Annotated in this window: 18 protein-coding genes; all 18 read left to right on the top strand. The window is 34.6% G+C overall.

The window, feature by feature from the left end; translation table 11 throughout:
* Positions 1-15 precede the first annotated feature (15 nt).
* The 18 genes from BN2390_RS16765 to BN2390_RS16675 all read left to right on the top strand — a co-directional run bounded on the left by BN2390_RS16765 (position 16) and on the right by BN2390_RS16675 (position 18471).
* On the top strand, positions 16-1086 hold the full coding sequence (locus BN2390_RS16765; protein WP_053985456.1) for a metal ABC transporter substrate-binding protein: 1071 nt from the start codon (positions 16-18) through the stop codon (positions 1084-1086).
* Positions 1079-1828 carry a metal ABC transporter ATP-binding protein gene (locus BN2390_RS16760; RefSeq protein ID WP_053985455.1) on the top strand — a complete coding sequence of 250 codons (750 nt, stop codon included), beginning with the start codon at positions 1079-1081 and terminating at the stop codon, positions 1826-1828. Before BN2390_RS16765 ends, BN2390_RS16760 begins: the two co-directional genes overlap by 8 nt.
* Positions 1812-2651, top strand: coding sequence for a metal ABC transporter permease (locus tag BN2390_RS16755; RefSeq protein WP_053985454.1), 840 nt, complete (start codon positions 1812-1814; stop codon positions 2649-2651). Before BN2390_RS16760 ends, BN2390_RS16755 begins: the two co-directional genes overlap by 17 nt.
* A gap of 94 nt (positions 2652-2745) precedes the next feature.
* Positions 2746-3438, top strand: a complete 693-nt coding sequence (locus tag BN2390_RS16750; protein ID WP_053985453.1) for an iron-sulfur cluster assembly scaffold protein — start codon at positions 2746-2748, stop codon at positions 3436-3438.
* 17 nt (positions 3439-3455) lie between these two features.
* Entirely contained in the window at positions 3456-4457 is a 1002-nt protein-coding gene (locus tag BN2390_RS16745; RefSeq protein ID WP_053985452.1) for a GGGtGRT protein, read from the top strand.
* A 1328-nt stretch (positions 4458-5785) separates the two neighbouring features.
* Positions 5786-7795 (top strand): methyl-accepting chemotaxis protein, encoded by a 2010-nt coding sequence (locus BN2390_RS16735; protein WP_053985450.1) that lies wholly within the window; start codon positions 5786-5788, stop codon positions 7793-7795.
* 181 nt (positions 7796-7976) lie between these two features.
* Positions 7977-9170 carry a type II secretion system F family protein gene (locus BN2390_RS16730; RefSeq protein WP_053985449.1) on the top strand — a complete coding sequence of 398 codons (1194 nt, stop codon included), beginning with the start codon at positions 7977-7979 and terminating at the stop codon, positions 9168-9170.
* A gap of 27 nt (positions 9171-9197) precedes the next feature.
* The gene (pilM, locus tag BN2390_RS16725) at positions 9198-10202 is read left to right on the top strand and encodes a pilus assembly protein PilM (protein WP_053985448.1); all 1005 of its coding nucleotides are present in this window, start codon (positions 9198-9200) and stop codon (positions 10200-10202) included.
* Between the two features lie 11 nt (positions 10203-10213).
* A complete protein-coding gene (locus BN2390_RS16720) occupies positions 10214-10798 on the top strand; it encodes a PilN domain-containing protein (RefSeq protein WP_053985447.1) in 585 nt (194 codons plus the stop codon).
* Positions 10782-11480, top strand: coding sequence for a type 4a pilus biogenesis protein PilO (pilO, locus tag BN2390_RS16715; protein WP_053985446.1), 699 nt, complete (start codon positions 10782-10784; stop codon positions 11478-11480). The genes BN2390_RS16720 and pilO overlap by 17 nt, the downstream gene beginning before the upstream one ends.
* Positions 11481-11495: 15 nt before the next feature.
* Positions 11496-11828, top strand: a complete 333-nt coding sequence (locus tag BN2390_RS16710; protein ID WP_053985445.1) for a type IV pilus modification PilV family protein — start codon at positions 11496-11498, stop codon at positions 11826-11828.
* Positions 11829-11842: 14 nt separating this feature from the next.
* Positions 11843-13015 carry a hypothetical protein gene (locus tag BN2390_RS16705; RefSeq protein ID WP_053985444.1) on the top strand — a complete coding sequence of 391 codons (1173 nt, stop codon included), beginning with the start codon at positions 11843-11845 and terminating at the stop codon, positions 13013-13015.
* Between the two features lie 18 nt (positions 13016-13033).
* Positions 13034-13594 (top strand): prepilin-type N-terminal cleavage/methylation domain-containing protein, encoded by a 561-nt coding sequence (locus tag BN2390_RS16700; protein WP_053985443.1) that lies wholly within the window; start codon positions 13034-13036, stop codon positions 13592-13594.
* Between the two features lie 20 nt (positions 13595-13614).
* Complete coding sequence (locus BN2390_RS16695; protein WP_053985442.1) at positions 13615-15306, top strand: GspE/PulE family protein; 1692 nt, start codon at positions 13615-13617, stop codon at positions 15304-15306.
* 10 nt (positions 15307-15316) lie between these two features.
* A complete protein-coding gene (locus tag BN2390_RS16690; protein ID WP_053985441.1) occupies positions 15317-16378 on the top strand; it encodes a type IV pilus twitching motility protein PilT in 1062 nt (353 codons plus the stop codon).
* Between the two features lie 103 nt (positions 16379-16481).
* A complete protein-coding gene (locus BN2390_RS16685; protein WP_053985440.1) occupies positions 16482-16955 on the top strand; it encodes a type II secretion system protein in 474 nt (157 codons plus the stop codon).
* Positions 16956-17176: 221 nt separating this feature from the next.
* The gene (locus BN2390_RS16680) at positions 17177-17947 is read left to right on the top strand and encodes a prepilin peptidase (protein ID WP_053985439.1); all 771 of its coding nucleotides are present in this window, start codon (positions 17177-17179) and stop codon (positions 17945-17947) included.
* Positions 17923-18471, top strand: coding sequence for a PulJ/GspJ family protein (locus tag BN2390_RS16675; RefSeq protein ID WP_053985438.1), 549 nt, complete (start codon positions 17923-17925; stop codon positions 18469-18471). Before BN2390_RS16680 ends, BN2390_RS16675 begins: the two co-directional genes overlap by 25 nt.
* Positions 18472-18508 lie beyond the last annotated feature (37 nt).

Here is an 18508-nt window from a genome sequence, read left to right as displayed (position 1 = left end):
GAAAGAAGTGATAAAATGAAGAAGAAAACATGGCTTATTCTATTGTTAGTAGTTGCTTATATAGGATTTATTTTATATAAACATAATGAACGTAGTATGTTAATGGAGCAGGCAGAAAAAGAACAGTTAGAAGTTGTGACCTCTTTTTATCCTATGTATGTACATACAAGTGCGATTATGCAAGGAACACCTCATAAAGTGATTAATATGGCAGATCAGACAGTAGGGTGTTTACATGATTATCAGTTAACTGTTCAAGATACTAAGAAGTTATATGAAGCAGATATTCTTGTGATTAATGGATTAGGGAGTGAAACATTTATTGAGAAAGCTTATAAGCAAAATCCAAACTTACAAGTTATAGATTCTAGTCGTCTAGTAGAAGAATATTTGCATGAAGATGAAGAAAATATAGATGAAGCAGAAAATCATATTCATGAGGATGAAGACCACGATCATGAAGATGAAAACGCTATACATGAAGAAGATGTTTTACATGATGAGGAAATTGGGCATACTCATGAAACAGGCGAAGCAGAGGATGGACATCACCATGAGAATGATCATATTTGGTTAAGTTTAGAAGGGACTATTGCTCAGGTTCAGGAGATCACTAATAGACTTTGTGAACTAGATCCAGCTTATAATGAAATTTATAGAAACAATGCAAACAACTATATTGCAGAAATTCAGGCACTTAGTCAGGGCGCTAATCATGAGATGGAAATGCTAAAAGATAAAAAAGCAGTAACTGTACATGATGCATTTTATTACTTAGCGAAGGACCTTGAGATAGAAGTAGTTGAGAATATACCAGAAGGCAGTTATGAGAATGCTTCTGCGAGACAAATTGAAAAGCTAATTAACCACATGAAAGAAGAAGAGGTAGAGGTTATTTTTACAGAAGCAAGAAATCAAGATTTAGCGATTCTAAAAACGATTCAGAGTGAACTCTCATGTAGGGTTTATGTGTTAGATGCATTAGTTACAGAACCAGATGAGATAGTACAACAAGGGACCTTTGAATATGTAGAACGAATGAGAAGAAATATTGAAACAATTAGAGAGGCGTTTAAAAATGAGTGAGTGTAAATTTTGTTGTACAGAAATGAAAGGTGTATCAGTAAGTAAAGAAGGTAATAGTTTATTACAAGACATTAATGTACATTTTCATTGTAATGAAATTACAGCAATTGTTGGTCCTAATGGGGCGGGGAAGACAACATTATTTAGAACCTTGTTAGGTGAGATGCCTTATACAGGTGAAATTAAACATCATATGCATGAGTATGAAAAAAGAATGCATAATCCTATTATTGGATATGTTCCTCAACATTTGAACTTTGATAAGACAACGCCTATAACAACGTTTGATCTCTTTTCAGCTTGTATGCAAAAGCGTCCAATTTGGACGAGAATGAGGACCTCTTTGCGTAAAGAAGTAGAAAAAGCACTTGCAGAAGTGAAGTTAGATTATGCCATTGATCGTAAGATTGGTATGTTATCTGGGGGGGAACTTCAACGCGTACTCTTAGCATTAGCTTTGCAACCTAAACCAGATTTACTTTTACTAGATGAACCTATATCTGGTGTAGATGTTAATGGACAGAAATTATTTTATGAAACTGTGCAAGAACTTAAACATAAGTATCATATGGCAATTGTACTTATTACCCATGAAATTGGGCAGCTAGAACTTATTTGTGACAAGGCTATCTTACTTAATAAAAAGATATTAGCAATGGGGGACCCTCTTACAGTAAGGCAAGAAGCGGTTAGACAAAAACAATTTCAAGTAGGGGGTGGATTAAATGGAAGTACTTTATAGTATAGTAGATTTTTTATTCCCTTTTGATTTTTTACAGATGGCTTTTATGAAAAATGCTTTTATAGGCGTACTCATTGCAGCCCCTATGTTAGGTCTACTTAGTACAATGGTTGTAAGTCAGAAAATGGCCTTTTTCTCTGATGCAATAGGTCATAGTGCTCTTACAGGTATTGGGATTGGTGTTATTTTAGGTTTTTTAAGTCCGACGGCTTCCATGCTGATTTTTGCAATCATATTAGGGCTCTTGATTGCCTACTTTAGTTATAAGCATCAAGAGACCACCGATACGATTATTGGTATTTTCTCAGCAGGAACAGTGGCATTAGGAACTATGTTACTTTCTAAAAATGGGAACTTTAATCAATATACCAGATACTTGATAGGAGATTTATTAAGTATTAGAGGTGAAGACTTAGCTGTATTACTGATTGTAAGTTTAATTGTACTTGGCATATGGTATTTTATTTTTAATGATTTAGTAGTAACAAGTTTAAATATATCATTAGCAAATAGTAGATCTATTCATACATTACTTTTACAGATGGTCTTTACATGTGTAGTGGCTGTAGTTGTAGTATTATGTATCCCATGGATTGGGGTAATGTTGATCAATGCTTTTCTTATTTTGCCAGGTGCTATTAGTAGAAATATAGCAGGGAATATGCGGCAATATCATTTTTATTCTGTATTTTTTGCACTTTTTAGCGGCGTTCTTGGGCTATGGCTTGCCTATACCTTAGGGACATCAGCAGGTGCAACCATTGTCGTAATTATGACCTGTTGTTATATTGCGACTTCTCTTCTAAAAAGACTAACATATTGACATCTTTCTTCTACAATTATACAATAGGGATGGTTGTTAAAAATTTAATTTAAAGATAGTCTTTAAATTGTTTGAGTAGAAAGGAGTCATAGCGATGATGTACTCACATGAAGTAGAACAAATGTGTCCTCTTGCAAAAGGACCTAATCACGGACCAGCTCCAATTCCACAAGAAGGAAGATGGGTTCAGTCTAAAGAAGTTACAGATATAAGCGGTCTTACACACGGTGTAGGCTGGTGTGCTCCACAACAAGGTGCTTGTAAATTAACATTAAATGTTAAAAACGGTATCATTGAAGAAGCATTAGTAGAAACAATCGGTTGTTCTGGTATGACACACTCTGCAGCGATGGCAGCAGAAATCTTAACAGGTAAAACAATCTTAGAAGCATTAAATACTGACTTAGTATGTGATGCAATCAATACAGCAATGAGAGAATTATTCCTTCAAATCGTATACGGAAGAACTCAAACTGCTTTCTCAGAAGGTGGTCTTCCAATTGGTGCTGGTCTTGAAGACTTAGGAAAAGGACTTCGTAGCCAAGTTGGTACAATGTACGCAACAGTAGCTAAAGGACCAAGATACCTTGAAATGGCTGAAGGTTATGTAACAAAAATCGGTGTTGATGAAAACAACGAGATTATCGGTTACCAATTCATCCACTTTGGTAAAATGATGGATATGATCAAAAAAGGTATGGAACCAGCAGAAGCAATGCAAAAAGCTACAGGTCAATACGGAAGATTCGATGACGCAGCTCGTCAAATCGACCCAAGACACGAGTAAGAAGGAGGTGCAGTAATATGCCATTATTTGAATCTTATGATAGAAGAATTAACCAAATCAATGCTGTATTAAATCAATACGGTATTAAAGACTTAGATGAAGCAAAAGCTATTTGTGATGAAAAAGGTGTAGACGCTTACAACCTTACAAAAGAAATCCAACCAATCGCTTTTGAAAATGCATGTTGGGCTTACACAGTAGGTGCAGCTATCGCAATCAAAAAAGGTTGTACTTTAGCAGCTGATGCAGCTGAAGCAATCGGTGAAGGTCTTCAAGCTTTCTGTATCCCAGGCTCAGTAGCTGACGATCGTAAAGTAGGTCTTGGACACGGTAACTTAGGAGCTATGCTTCTTAGAGAAGAAACTAAATGTTTCGCATTCTTAGCAGGTCACGAATCATTCGCTGCTGCTGAAGGTGCTATCGGTATCGCTAGATCTGCAAACAAAGTTCGTAAAGAAGATTTAAGAGTTATCTTAAATGGTCTTGGAAAAGATGCAGCTCAAATCATCTCTCGTATTAACGGATTTACATACGTTCAAACACAATTTGACTATGCTACAGGTAAAGTAAGCATCGTTAAAGAAATCGCTTATTCAAATGGCGAAAGAGCAAAAGTTCGTTGTTACGGTGCTGACGATGTTCGTGAAGGTGTTGCAATCATGCATATGGAAGGCGTAGACGTATCTATCACAGGTAACTCTACAAATCCAACACGTTTCCAACATCCAGTAGCTGGAACATACAAAAAAGAATGTGTTGAACAAGGCAAAAAATACTTCTCAGTAGCTTCAGGCGGTGGTACTGGACGTACACTTCACCCAGATAACATGGGTGCAGGTCCAGCTTCATACGGTATGACAGATACAATGGGAAGAATGCATTCAGATGCACAATTCGCAGGTTCTTCATCAGTACCAGCTCACGTTGAAATGATGGGACTTATCGGTATGGGTAACAACCCAATGGTAGGTGCTACAGTAGCAGTAGCTGTTGCTATCCAAGAAGCAATGCACAAATAAGAACTGAACCTAATATTTTAAATGATTACAGATTATATTATCTGATAATCTAAATGTAAAATAGGTAATCAATTCATAAATTATTACAAAAATGAGTTAGCCACGTCATTTTAAGCAAAATGCTTATGACGTGGCTAATTTTTTATAACAAAATAGTTCCCTTGTTTAATTACTGATAGAGTTATGACTAAAAAATGAGTTTATGTACGAAAAGTATAAAGTATACTTTTTAAGATAATTTTGTATAAGCAATCACTTTTTCGACTTTTTTATATAATATATCAGTATAAAAAAAAGGGGAGTAAATGATGATAAGAAATAGGTATAATAGATCTTCTGATACATGTTGTAATACTTATTGTTGCTGTGACTGTTATTCTTACTGGGAATCACCTTGTAGGTGTCCGGGGGGCATAACAGGAGCCACGGGAGCTACAGGAGCCACCGGAGTAGCCGGAAAAAATGGAGCCACAGGAGCGACCGGTGCTACAGGGGCTGAACCACTTATTCCTACAAAACAATTTCGTTCAGTTGAGCGCCAGATACAACCAATCAAGAAATTAGTGTTGAAGCACCACCTAAACAATTCCCAGTTGAATTTACAAATCTTTATTCAGCAGAAGGAACAGATATTACAGGTGGTCCAAATACAGTAAGTAATACTCCATCAACACCTTTTACAACACTCTCATTAGCTGGTGGACATAGTTATCTTATTAATTTCTGCCTTAAGGTTACATTTAATACGACGTCTACAGCGACCGTAATAGGTGAGATATCAGCTGGTCTGTATATTGGTACACAAGTCTTATATGCTTCTGATGTTTCTAACACAGGGCAACACGAAGTTTCTGTATCTGGTACGGCTATTGCAACGATTACAACGACTTCTAATTTACAACTTCTAGCGAGAGCAAATTCACATGACTGTAATGTTATTAATGCCAGTCTTACTGTAGTGGAAGTTTCTTAAAGATATCCTTTAGAGTGTTGAGAAAATAACCATATATAAGTTATTTTAGGGTATACATTCATGTATAAAACATCACATATACTAAAAAAATGATAACTAAATAATTAATTGATGCAATAGTTTACAAGAAAGTACAAGATAGATTTATATGGGTAATAAGTAGTTATTATTTAAAGTAATGTAAAAATAGTAAAAATTATACAAAGAGGTCTAGTGTAGATCTCTTTTTTTTGTTGAAATGACCAAGAAAGTGCATAAAACAACAAGAAAATTATATGTGAATTGTAGTATAATATAAAATCATAATATAGTTTACATATCGTGATAATTTCGCTTAATTCAAGGGGGAAGAATTATGAAGAAAATAGGTATGAGGGCTAAACTTATTAGCGTATTTTTGCTTATAAGTATGTTACCTATTCTGGTCATTGGAAGTATTGCACTTTCGAAGTCCATAGAGACTATCCAAAATGAAGTAGGGTTTTATTCAAATAAGACAGTTACTTTAATGGGGAAAAATATTGATATGATGGTTGGTGAAGTGGAGAAGGATCTAGTATCGTTAATGAGTGATCAAACAGTACTGCAGGCAGGGAGAGTGCCTGGTTTCCAAAATGAATACACAACTACACAAACTATTAAAAATGTATTAGTCAAAATATGTCAAAGTAATCCTTATATCAAAGACAATATTTTTGCAACATCGGGAGGAAATATTGTAAATGGGAGTTTTAAAAACTTAAATGACTTTAGTTGGGAGTCATTGAGAGAAGAAGGTATTTTAGGTGAAGTGCTTGAAGAGAATGATACATTGTGGGTAAAAGGATATAAAAGTGAAAATGATTTATTTGCGTTTAGGCATATTATTGACCCTTCAACAGGAAAAAGTTTAGGTATTGCAATTTTTAAAATTAATACAGCTGAATTCCAAAAACATTTAGGCGTTATTCAAGAAGAGGGAGATGATACACAAATCTTTATTATTGACAACGCCCATACGGTATTAGTGGACAAGAATGGAGCAAACATAGGAATTAAGGCTGAGGAAGCATATCCAACACTTTTTGATACAACAGAAGGATACTTATTTAATACACCGAATATATCTAACTTTGGTAACGAAAACTTTACAGTGTATACAGCATGTAATAGTGGAAAGTGGAAAGTAATTTTAACCAGCTCTGTGGAGAGTATTTTAAAGGGTACACATACTATTCAATTTAGTATAGTAGCAGTATGTATTATTAGTGTTTGTTTAGCAATTATCATTGCTGTAATTATATCAGGTGGCATTGCTAAACCTATTTATAACATGGTTCGACATATGAGGCATGCAGAAAAGGGAGAACTCAATTTTGAAGTTAGACTAGAAGGTGATAAAGATATTAGAAATCTTGGAAGTTCCTTTAAGAATATGATCCAACATATTAGTGGATTAATTAAAGAGACAATGCAAGTAGTTGGTCTAGTGAATACAAATGCCTTAGATGTTAAGGCTATGGCGAGCAGTACAAAGGAAAGTGCAAGTAAAGTTTCCCACGCAGTTCATGACATTGCAGCAGGGGCAAATAGTCAGGCCGATGAAGTACAATATTCCATGGAACGCATGCAAAATTTGACAGGATCTATTGAGGGTGTTGTCCTTAAAATTGATAGTATTACGCAAGTGACAAAACAAACAGCTCATATTAGTCATCTTACAACTGAAACACTTAAAGAACTTAATGAACAAACAGAGAGATCAAGAAAGATTACGACAGGGATTGAAGAAGATATAGAACAATTAGATGATGATGCAAAACAGATTATAGAAGTGATTCATCTAATTGAAGGAATAAGTGAGCAAACAAACTTACTTTCTTTAAATGCGGCTATTGAAGCCGCACGCGCAGGAAATTATGGCAAAGGTTTTAGTGTTGTAGCAGATGAGGTAAGAAAGTTGGCTATTCAGTCAAAAGAAGCAACGAAGAAGATTCGAACCATTATTAGCAATGTTGAAAATCAAGTAGAACAGACAGTAGAGGGTGCAAGAAAGGCATCATTAGTATTTGATCATCAAAGGGCTATAGTTCAAAAGACTACATTAGCTTTTACAGAGATTATAAAAGCCATGAATGAGATCTATAGTCAAATGGAATCCATGCATAGTTCTATTGGCAAAATGGACCAAGATAAAGATGAAGTAGTTGCTTCTGTTACACGTATTCAAACGGTAGTGCAAGAAGTGGTGGCCATTACAGAAGAGTTGCTTGAGGCTAGTGCAAGACAAAATGAGGATTCTGATAAAATGAATAAATGTGCAGATGCACTTACAGGAAATGTCCATAACCTACAAAAAACGATTGAGACATTTAAAATTGGCTAAATTATAAAAGGACACTTTTGGATTATAAAGTGTCCTTTTATATTATTTACAACACCAAAGTAAGTGCAAAATGCCAGAAAAGAACATGAAATGCCAAAAATATATATGTATATAATTATTTTAATTTAGTAGAATTTTATATATAAGTATAAAGGTTATGAAAGAGAATGGGGGAGTATTCTTGGCAACTTTTACATACATCGCGAAAGATATTGAGGGAAATGTTCAAAAGGGTAAAATGGAAGCGGAGCATAAAGAGGATTTTTTTAGCATACTTAAACAAAAACAGCTTTATTGTATAGATTTTAAGGAGTTTAGTGAAAAAAAGGCTGTCAAAGGCTCCAAGATACCGATGAAGCAATTAGTCGTTTTGTGTAGACAGTTTGCAACAATGTTAACATCAGGCGTTTCCTTAATAAAATGTATTGATATTTTATATCAGCAAGCAGAAGATAAGAAATTAAAAGATACCTTATTAAATGTATATGAAGATGTTCAAAAAGGAAATGCATTGTCAACAAGTTTAAAAGCACAAGGAAAATGTTTTCCTAATCTATTTATTAGTATGGTTGAGTGTGGAGAAGAGAGTGGTACGTTGGATCAGACACTTTTAAGAATGGCAACGCACTATGAAAGTGAAAATAAACTTCAAAATAAGGTAAAGAATGCGATGATCTACCCTATTATTTTAGGAATCGTTTCGTTTGGGGTGGTATTGCTTTTATTATTATTTGTTGTACCCACATTTGCAGAGATGTTTGCAGATTATGGTGAACTACCAGCAGTAACGCAACTTTTGCTTGATATGAGTGAGGGATTGCAACAGTATTGGTTAGCAACCATTTTTATTGGAATACTGATTGGTTTTAGCTTATATTTACTGTTTAAAACAGTAGCATTTAAAAAGGGATTTGATAAGGTTAAAATCACGATGCCTGTTGTGGGTAAGCTAAACAAAATTATATTAAGTGCTAGGTTTGCCGAGACAACAGCAACCCTTTATGCATCAGGGATGTCTTTAATAAATGTTTTAGAGATTACTCAGAGCGTTATTCATAATACATATATAGATGAAGGATTTATCAAAGCAAAGGAAGATGTAAGTAAAGGAATTGCTTTGTCAGAAGCTATGAGGCAAATTGGTATTTTTCCGCCAATGCTCTCAAATATGATTCTGATAGGAGAAGAATCGGGACGTTTAGAAGAAATACTTGATAAAACAGCAGCTTTTTATCATGAAGAAGCAGATGCTGCAGTACAGAAAATGGTGTCATTATTAGAACCAGCTATGATTGTTATTTTAGGAATAATGGTTGCATTCATTGTAGGTGCTATTTTACCACCGATGTATGAAATGATGGGGAATATTGGTTAAGAGAAAGGTAGAAAGAGGGGGGAAGGCATGTTATTAGCAATAGATATAGGAAGCCGAAATATTCATATTGTAGAAGGTGAGTACCATGCAAAGCGTTTTAAAATTGGGCGAACAGTTACGACTTTAACACCTGAAGGAGCTGTAGTAGATGGTGAAATTGTAAATGTAAATGAAATAATTACGAAATTACGTAATACGTTGCAAAAGAATAAATTAAGTAGTAAGAATGTTGTGTTTACAGTTAATCCAGGGAATATGATGAGTCGTAAATTTATTATACCTAATGTGAAGAAAACAGAGACTATCCCTATTTTGCAAAATGAAATGGAATCGCTAATGAATTTTACAGAACCACATATTGTAGATTATACAGACGTCGAGCGCACAGAAGAAGGAACCTTTAGTATAGAAACAGTAGCGCTTTCTAAAGAAACGATTAAACAATATTTTCATATTGCTAAAGCATTAAAACTAAGGCCCAAAGCATTAGATATTCATCAGAATGCAGTCTATAAATTTGTTTTAACATGTAATGAAATTGATTATAAAAATATTATTGTTGCAGACATAGGTAATAGTTATATGAATACCTATTTGTTCAGAGATCGTACAAGAGTTTTTGCAAGGCGTATGTTGATTAATACAGAACAATATGAACGGACACTTGTATCATTAGGAAAATTAAGGGCGCTCAATCACGATTTTTCATTACTGGATTTATCACCAAAGACATTAAGTGAAGATCCAGTATTAGAGAATACAATTACTTTATATTTATCCAACATTGTAGACCAGCTTCAAAGAGTTATGCAGTTTCATATGAGTATGGGGACTAAAGGGCAAGTAAGTCAAGTAAGTAATATTTATTTAAGTGGGGCCATGGCAAATATGAAAGGTATTACAGAATATATTCAGTCTTATATGGATATACCGGTAGAAAAAATTGATGATATTGCGGATCCACGAGTTTGTAAGATGGATAGATTACCACAGTATCTCAATGCAGTTGGAGCATTAATAAGACTGGATTAGGGGGAAAAAGCATGCTGATTAAAGATATTAACTTTTTTGAACGATATATGGAAGAAAAGAAAAGAGCTAAAAATATTTCAAAAAAGGCTATAGGGCAAATTTTAACGGTGTCCAGTATTGTAATTGGGACAATTGTTACTGCATCTATTATGCAAGTAGTAAATGGAGACTTACAAAGCAATATAGATCATATTAATACCTATATTACTTCGGAAGATGTAGCAAGACAAAGTGCAGAGATAGCTGCTAAGGAAGCCATTTTGAATAATGCAGTTGAATACTTTAATGCAATAGAAACTGCGAATCAAAAACTTGCAACAATTATCAAACCAGATCGAGAGATAATTACAAATCTGACATCTCTATTACCGAATGGGACAAGTATTATCAGTTTTTCAATAAGTGGGGGGAACATTCTATTACAATGTACAAGTGATCAAGAAAGTACGTTAGCAACGTATGTACATAACCTGAGAAGTTTGAAATCTGTTTTTAGTGTCAATTATAGCGGTTATCAAAAAAATGAAAGTAAGTATACAACCTCTATCCAAATCGTTTTAAATCCAGGAGGTGAGCAAGATGCAGCTATCCAATAAAGAGAAGAATCTTTTGTTTGTATTAGCATTGGTGACTGTATGTGTTGTTTGCTTAAGATTTGTTCTACTTCCGATACTTGAAAAAAATAGTGATTTGAAAGTTCAGTTAGAACAAGCAGAACAAAATCAGCATGAGGTACAAATGCGTCTAAGTAAGCTTAATACCATTGATGAAGAAGTAGAAAAGGTACTTGAAGAGACAATGATTGCAACGGAGCCATTTTTTACAGTTGTAGAGACAGAGTATCTGCATAAATGGGCGGTAAAAGTTGCTCAACAAGCCAATTTGCAAGTACAATCTCTGGCGATAGGAGGAAAAAACATCAGTGCTGTTAGCCCGTATAGTATAGAAAATAATAATCAGTCTTATCCTATAGGTGATTTTTATCACAACATGGTAAACTCAACAACTACAGAAGACCCAAGTATAGAACAGGTTCAAGGGATGAATGGAGACGGAAAAGATGCAGTAGTACAAATGCCTATTCAACTTAATGTTAAAGGGACAAAAAGTCAGTTGATTCAGTTTGCTACCAATATGGCTAGTATGGATAAACATGTAGTATTACAAGGATTAGATTTGCAGAATTTTGACAAAGATGAAGAACGAGATGTGACCTTGAGTATGGTATTGTATGGTATTCATAAAGAAGATGATGGGGTGTTAAATTATCAATTTTAAAGTTAGGTGAAAATAATGGATAAAGACCAAAAAGGCTTCACATTAGTAGAAGTTTTAGTGAGTATGGGGATATTTATGTTGGTACTGATAGCTTTTGGAAGTTTATTACAAATTAATTTGTTAATGAACCGTAGAAGTTTAGATATTGTACAAAATAGTACTAACATATCAAATGACTTATTAGAAGGAAACACAGCAACGTCATCAGTGCCCTCTTTTTTGATTGCTTTTAGCAATGGTAAGGTAATAAGTGTTGAAGGTTATAATGAAAAAATTAATGTAGAGACAGATACGGTACCGGATTTATATCAAAACTTTAAAACAACTAAAGTAGAGCCTAGACCATAGAAAGAGGGGATAGTTTGAAAAGGAGTCAACAAGGAAATATCTTATTTGTTGTAATTACTGTATTTGCAGTAGTCCTTTTATTAGGAACAGGATTATTGACGATTACAACAGCTACACATAGAGATGCTATAAGGTATGTAGATAAGAAACAAGCAAGTAATATGGCTAAATCGGCGCTAGAGATACTCTTGCATTATTTTAAAAATCAGCCGAAACAGGCAAGAGAATTATTACCTAATGATACATTTACACTTATAACAAGCGATAAATTTCAACTAAAGGATAATAGCGATAGGAAATGGGAAAATCAGTTAACGCTCCAAGGAATAGGGAATGATCAATTTAAGATAACGGCATATGTCAAACTGGATGATTCAAATAAAATAATAGAAGACAGTCAATCGGTAATTATTCAAGGGGTTCGATCTGGTAATGTGAGTGGGATTAGTGGGAATTATGTGGAAACGGTTGGTAGTTTTACAGGCTTTACCAAAGGTAATATCTTTGCAAAAGATAAGCTTATAATTAAAGATACTGCAACGGGTCAAGATATTGATATGGATAAAATAGCTTCATTAGGAGGTATTTTAGTTGAGGGAATTAGATGTAAGTTTAATGTAGAAGAGGTTTATTCTGAAGGTGATATAACAATTGATAACTGTCATATGCAAGGATATAGTCAAATAAAAACGATTAAGTTTTCATTAGATGATTATGACTATAAAGTAGTAGGAAGCAGTGGAATGAGTGATCCTAATACTATTGAAAAGCAACAGAATATGCCAGGTTGGGTAACGGAAGCGATAGATCAGGTTGATGGAATAGAAGCACCTTCATGGGTAACAACGTATGGGGGTGATACAGCTGAAATAGTAAAAGTAACTACAGACACAATTTATGATAGCAGTAGTAGCTTGCCAAATAAAATTTTTACAGATCAAGACAATATTACAATAACTATACAAAATATTTCGGGTGTAACCAAAAATTTAGAGATTTATAATCCTAAAGGAAATGTGATACTGCAGTGGAATGGTAATCCGAATCAGACTATTTTCAAGGGGGGCATTACGGCTAATAAAATTCATCTTAAGAATAATCATAAGCTTATATTTGATTGTGAACCGAGTGAGAATGTGGTAAATGGAGAATTTAAGAAATTTGAAGTTTTGCAATATATGGACTAAATAGTCTGGAGGGAGAGAATGATAATAAATAGAAAAGGCATGACATTAATAGAAGTACTTATTGTGATAGTGATTATAGGGATTATAATAGGGCCTGTTTTTGGAACAATCCACAGTAGTAGCCAAATACTAGCGAAAACAGAGCAATCTGCAAATGCTAAAATGATTGCAAACAATATATTTCAATACATAGAGAATAAGGTCAAGTATGCGAATGTAATCTTGATAGATGATATACGGATTCCTAAGTTAGAATCAACATTAGGAGATGCGACGACAAATAAAGATGCACTAACTTTAATAGTAGAAGGGGAGGAACTTAAGTATTATCAGTCTGCAGTAGGAAGTGCAGAAGTCATTTTTAACAAGAAGTATATGGAAAGAATGACCCTCGAAACAAAATACAGAAAAGTAGATGTGAATACGATAAGCGTAGAAGTAGTAATAAAAAAAGAGGGCGAAAAAATACATGTCCTTGGACCTAATAAAATTAAGCTTGAAAATATTAATACTGCAATTAGAACAGGGGATAGAATTGATGGAACAGAAGGAAATATAATTAATTATATTATGCCATAGGGTAAGTATAAGGAGAAAAAATGAGAAAAAACTTAAAAATAGGAGATATTCTTGTAGAAGAAGGTTTGATTACAGAAGAACAGTTGCAAAATGTCTTGCGTATACAGAAGACGACTTATCCAGATAAGCGTATAGGTGACCTTTTAGTAAATCTTAACTATATTACAGAAGAACAATTAACACAATCTCTTTCTAAGCGTCTAAGAGTACCTTTCATTAGTTTAAAGAGTTATCCCATTCAAAATGAGGTCGTGAATATACTGGATGAGAAAATAGCAAGAAAATATCTTGCTATACCTATTGGAAAAAATGGAAGTATATTAACAATAGGTATGAATGACCCTCTCAATCTCTATGCCATAGAAGAAATACGTTTAGCGACACGATTAGAAATCAATGCGGTTATTTGTACAAAGGAAGACATTAATAATGTTATAGAACGTTGCTATAGTGGGAGACAAGCCTTTGTAGCAGCTAAGCAGTTGCAACAGGAGTTTAATACGAGAGAAATTATTAATGTAGGTGCTGCTGTAGATAGTAATGGAGTTATTGAAAATGCGCCAGTTGTTAAAATGGTTAATTCTATTGTCGAGCAAGGGGTTAAGCTAGGGGCAAGTGATATACATATAGAAGCAGGGAGTGAAATGACTAGAGTACGTATGCGTATAGATGGGGAATTGCAAGAACAGATGAAAATCAATCGTGCAGCTCATGATGCGATTGTCACAAGGCTTAAAATTATGTCCAATATGAACATTGCTGAGAAAAGGGCTCCACAAGATGGTCGTTTTGAATTAATACATAATGGCTATCAAATAGATGTGCGTGTTTCAGTATTGCCGACAACATATGGTGAGAAGGTAGTTATAAGAATTTTAAATACTCAAGATAACGCAGTTGCAACAGTTAGAGAACTTGGTCTTACAGCATATAATAAAAGTTTGTTTGATAAAATTGTTAAAAGTCCTAATGGAATTATTCTGGTAACAGGGCCAACGGGAAGTGGTAAGTCTACAACTTTATATGCCGTATTAAGTGAGCGTAATAAACCTACAGATAATATTATTACCCTTGAAGATCCAGTGGAAAAGAAGCTTGAAGGAATTAATCAAGTACAGATTAATAACAAAGCAGGTTTAACCTTTGCAAGTGGATTAAGATCCATTTTGCGCCAAGACCCAGATGTGATTATGCTAGGAGAAATACGTGATGCTGAAACAGCATCCATTGCGATTCGTGCGGCAATTACAGGGCATTTAGTGTTTAGTACACTGCATACCAATGATGCTGCAAGTACTATTGTACGTCTCGTAGATATGGGAATTGAACCTTATATGGTATCCTCAGCATTAGTAGGGGTTATTGCACAGCGTCTAGCGAGAAAAGTATGCCCATATTGCAAGAAGCCACATGAAAGTACGCAGGAGGAAATGAAACTTCTAAAGCTAGGAGAATCCGTTACTTTTTATCGGGGTGAGGGATGCCAGTATTGTAACTTTACTGGTTATAAAGGCAGAACAGCAGTGCATGAGATTATTGTTGTAAACTCAGAGATTAAACACATGATTAATAGAGGGGCTAAAGCAGAAGAGATACGTGAATATGCACAAGCACATGATACAATGCTTCTTCAAGATAATATGAGACAGTTGGTTTTAGAAGGAATTACGACACCAGAAGAGTATGTGAAGATTACATATAGTATTGATTAGGGGGAAGACAATGCTAAGTTATACAGTTGAAGATATATTGAGAGAGGCTGCCATGAAAGGTGCTTCAGACTTACATTTGACCGTAGGGATACCGCCTATGATACGTGTAAATGGCAGTGTATTAACCTTAGGAGATTATCCTAGAGTGAGCCAGGAAGTAGCAAAAAGTTTGGTGTATTCTATTGTAAATGAGGAGAGGGCAAAAACTTTAGAAAAGGAAGGGGATGTAGACTTTTCTTTTATCTTAGAAGGAATCGGAAGATTTCGTGTAAATGCTTTTAAACAAAGGAATAGTTATTGCTTAGCTATAAGGTTACTTGTTAATCGTATACCTACTATGGATGAACTAGGCTTGCCACTTGTTCTAAAGGAATTAGCAGCTAAACCAAGAGGGCTTATTTTGGTAACGGGGCCAACAGGAAGTGGTAAATCTACAACACTTGCCTCCATGATTGACTTTGTTAATAAAACAAGACATGCCCATGTGATTACAATAGAAGACCCTATTGAGTATCTTTATAAACATGGGAATTGTATTATTAATCAAAGAGAAGTGGGAGATGATACAAGTAGTTTCTCAAGAGCACTTCGTTCTGCTATGCGTGAGGATCCAGATGTTATTTTAGTAGGAGAGATGCGTGATCTTGAAACCATTCAAGCGGCTATTACAGCAGCAGAGACAGGTCATTTAGTTTTTTCTACCCTTCATACGAAAGGGGCAGCCAGCACAGTAGATCGTATGATTGATGTGTTTCCACCAGAGCAACAACGCCAAATACGTATTCAGTTATCCAATGTACTAGAAGGTGTTATTACACAGAACTTAGTATTGCGTGCAGATGCCAAAGGGCGTGCTTTAGCAATGGAAATTATGGTCGTCAATGATGCCATACGTAACATGATTCGAGATGAGAAAGTGCACCAGATTAATTCGGCCATTCAGACTAATGCTAAGCTAGGAATGCAAACACTAGATGCACATTTAGCCTCATTGGTTAAGCAAGGCGTCATTGTCTTACAAGAAGCTGTGAATAGCTGTATTAATCTTGAAGATTTAAAAAGATATTTGTAAAAACAAAATTAAAAAAATAGTTGAAATATTCCGTTAAAAGTTGTATGATAAGTATAAATAAAACATATTGTTTTATAACATCAAATCAAAGGGGGAGATTCGAATGAAGAAAAGTTTGAAGAAGAACAAAAAGGGTTTTACATTAGTTGAAATGATTGTTGTTATAGCAATCATTGGTGTACTTGCTGCAATGATGGTACCGGCTTTATTAGGATTTGTGGACAGAGCACATGAATCAAATATGAATGCAGCAGCAGCAGGTGCCGGTAGAGGCGTCGAGGCACTGCTATTAGATCCCAAGTTTTCAAAATTAACATCTGAGGATAAGGAAATTAAAATTACAATGACCGATACAGGGGCAGTACCAACAACAGCAACGCCAGATACAGCATTTTCAAAAGAAGTTATTAAAATGTTGGGAAAAGAAGGATATGAAAAAAGTGCAACAATAAAGGTAGAGATTACCACTCCTGACACTACACCTAAATTAAGTAGAGTGACATATGCAAAGACAGGCACTACTGTTACCAGTGCAAGTACATCAAACAAGGATATAGGTATATATCCAAATAAATAAGTAATATTTAAGATATTATGTTTAAAAAAATATTTATAAATATCATCATTTATTTATAATTTATTTTGTATAGAAAGTTAGAATAAAATTAATGAAAGAGCTTCAAGGCGTATGGGAGATATGTTTTGAAGCTTTTTTATATGAAAGAGCTCATATAAGAAATATAGTGTGGAAGGGGAGAAAGTTTTTTTAAAGTATAATAAAGTAGGAGGTAAACTTAAATGTATTTAATGTTAATTTTTGTGATAGGCCTTATCATTGGCAGTTTCCTAAATGTCTGCATCTACCGTATCCCATTAGGCGAAAGCATTAATTACCCACCATCCCATTGTCAACATTGCAAGCATCGACTAGGTGCGTTAGATTTGATACCAGTATTAAGTTACATATGCCTTAGAGGTAAGTGCCGTTATTGTGGAGAGAAGATTAGTCCTCAATATGCTTGTATTGAATTGCTCAATGGATTAGGTTGGGTTTATAGTTTTTATCATTTTGGCTTTACCATTGAAGCCGTATTAGCTTGTATTTTTATATCTGTGGTCATCGTTCTTACCTTAATTGACTGGCGTTATATGATTTTGCCAACGGGAGTGATTATTTTTGGAAGTATTGTGGCAATACTTGGGAAAAGTGCATTAAGCTTCTTGCATCATGATGTCTCTATTCTTATTAAGAGTTTGGCAGGTGGCGCATTGGGATATGGTATTGTTGCTCTAGTTTTCTACATAGCTATATGGGCTATGAAGAAGGAAGGGATGGGTTATGGGGATGTAAGGTATCTAGGAATGATCGGTCTATTCACATCGCCTTCCTTAGTCTTTTTAACCTTACTGATTGGTTCTATAGTAGGATCTATTTATGGGTTAGTACTTTATATGAAGCATAAGGAAAGTCTAGAATTTCCCTTTGGTCCTTTTTTAAGTATTGGTGCACTGATTAGTTTATTTTATGGAGAGCAGTTGATCGGATGGTATTTAGAATTATGGATGTAAAGAAGAGCCAAGGAATACGAGGCAACAAGGGAATGACATTAATAGAGGTTATACTGGCACTTGCAGTCAGTAGCCTCTTTTTTTGTTGTATTTTAGATTTAACGGGTAGAGGCATAATGATGAATCAGAAGATTCAAGAGGAAAATAACTTAAGACGTGAGATGAATCGTATTAGACTTTTTGTAGAAGAGCAGTTTGACCAAGCTAAGAAGTTGACAGTATACGATCAAGAGGATAGGATAATTTTTTCTACAGAAAGAGACGATATAATTGATGAAGAGAAAGTCTTAAAGTCTATGATTTTTGAGGAAAAATTAGAGAGACACGAAATAAAATGGCTAAAATATCAAAAAAATAATAAACAGCTGTTTAAAATGACGTATGGTGGGCAAACTCTAATGGAGAATATTCAGAATATAGCTATTGTACAGAGGGAACAATGGCTTTTTATAACCTGTACTTTAGTTGGAAAGATAGGGACTTCTTTGACGGAGGAAATACTTCTTAGTTTGGTTTATAAGTAAGTATACTTAATAATCAAGTGAAAGTGTAAGGAATAAT

Source organism: Niameybacter massiliensis, from assembly GCF_001282685.1.
Lineage (GTDB): Bacteria > Bacillota > Clostridia > Lachnospirales > Cellulosilyticaceae > Holtiella > Holtiella tumoricola.
Note: the sequence above shows the minus strand (reverse complement) of the source record. Positions and strands in the feature narration are given on the sequence as shown.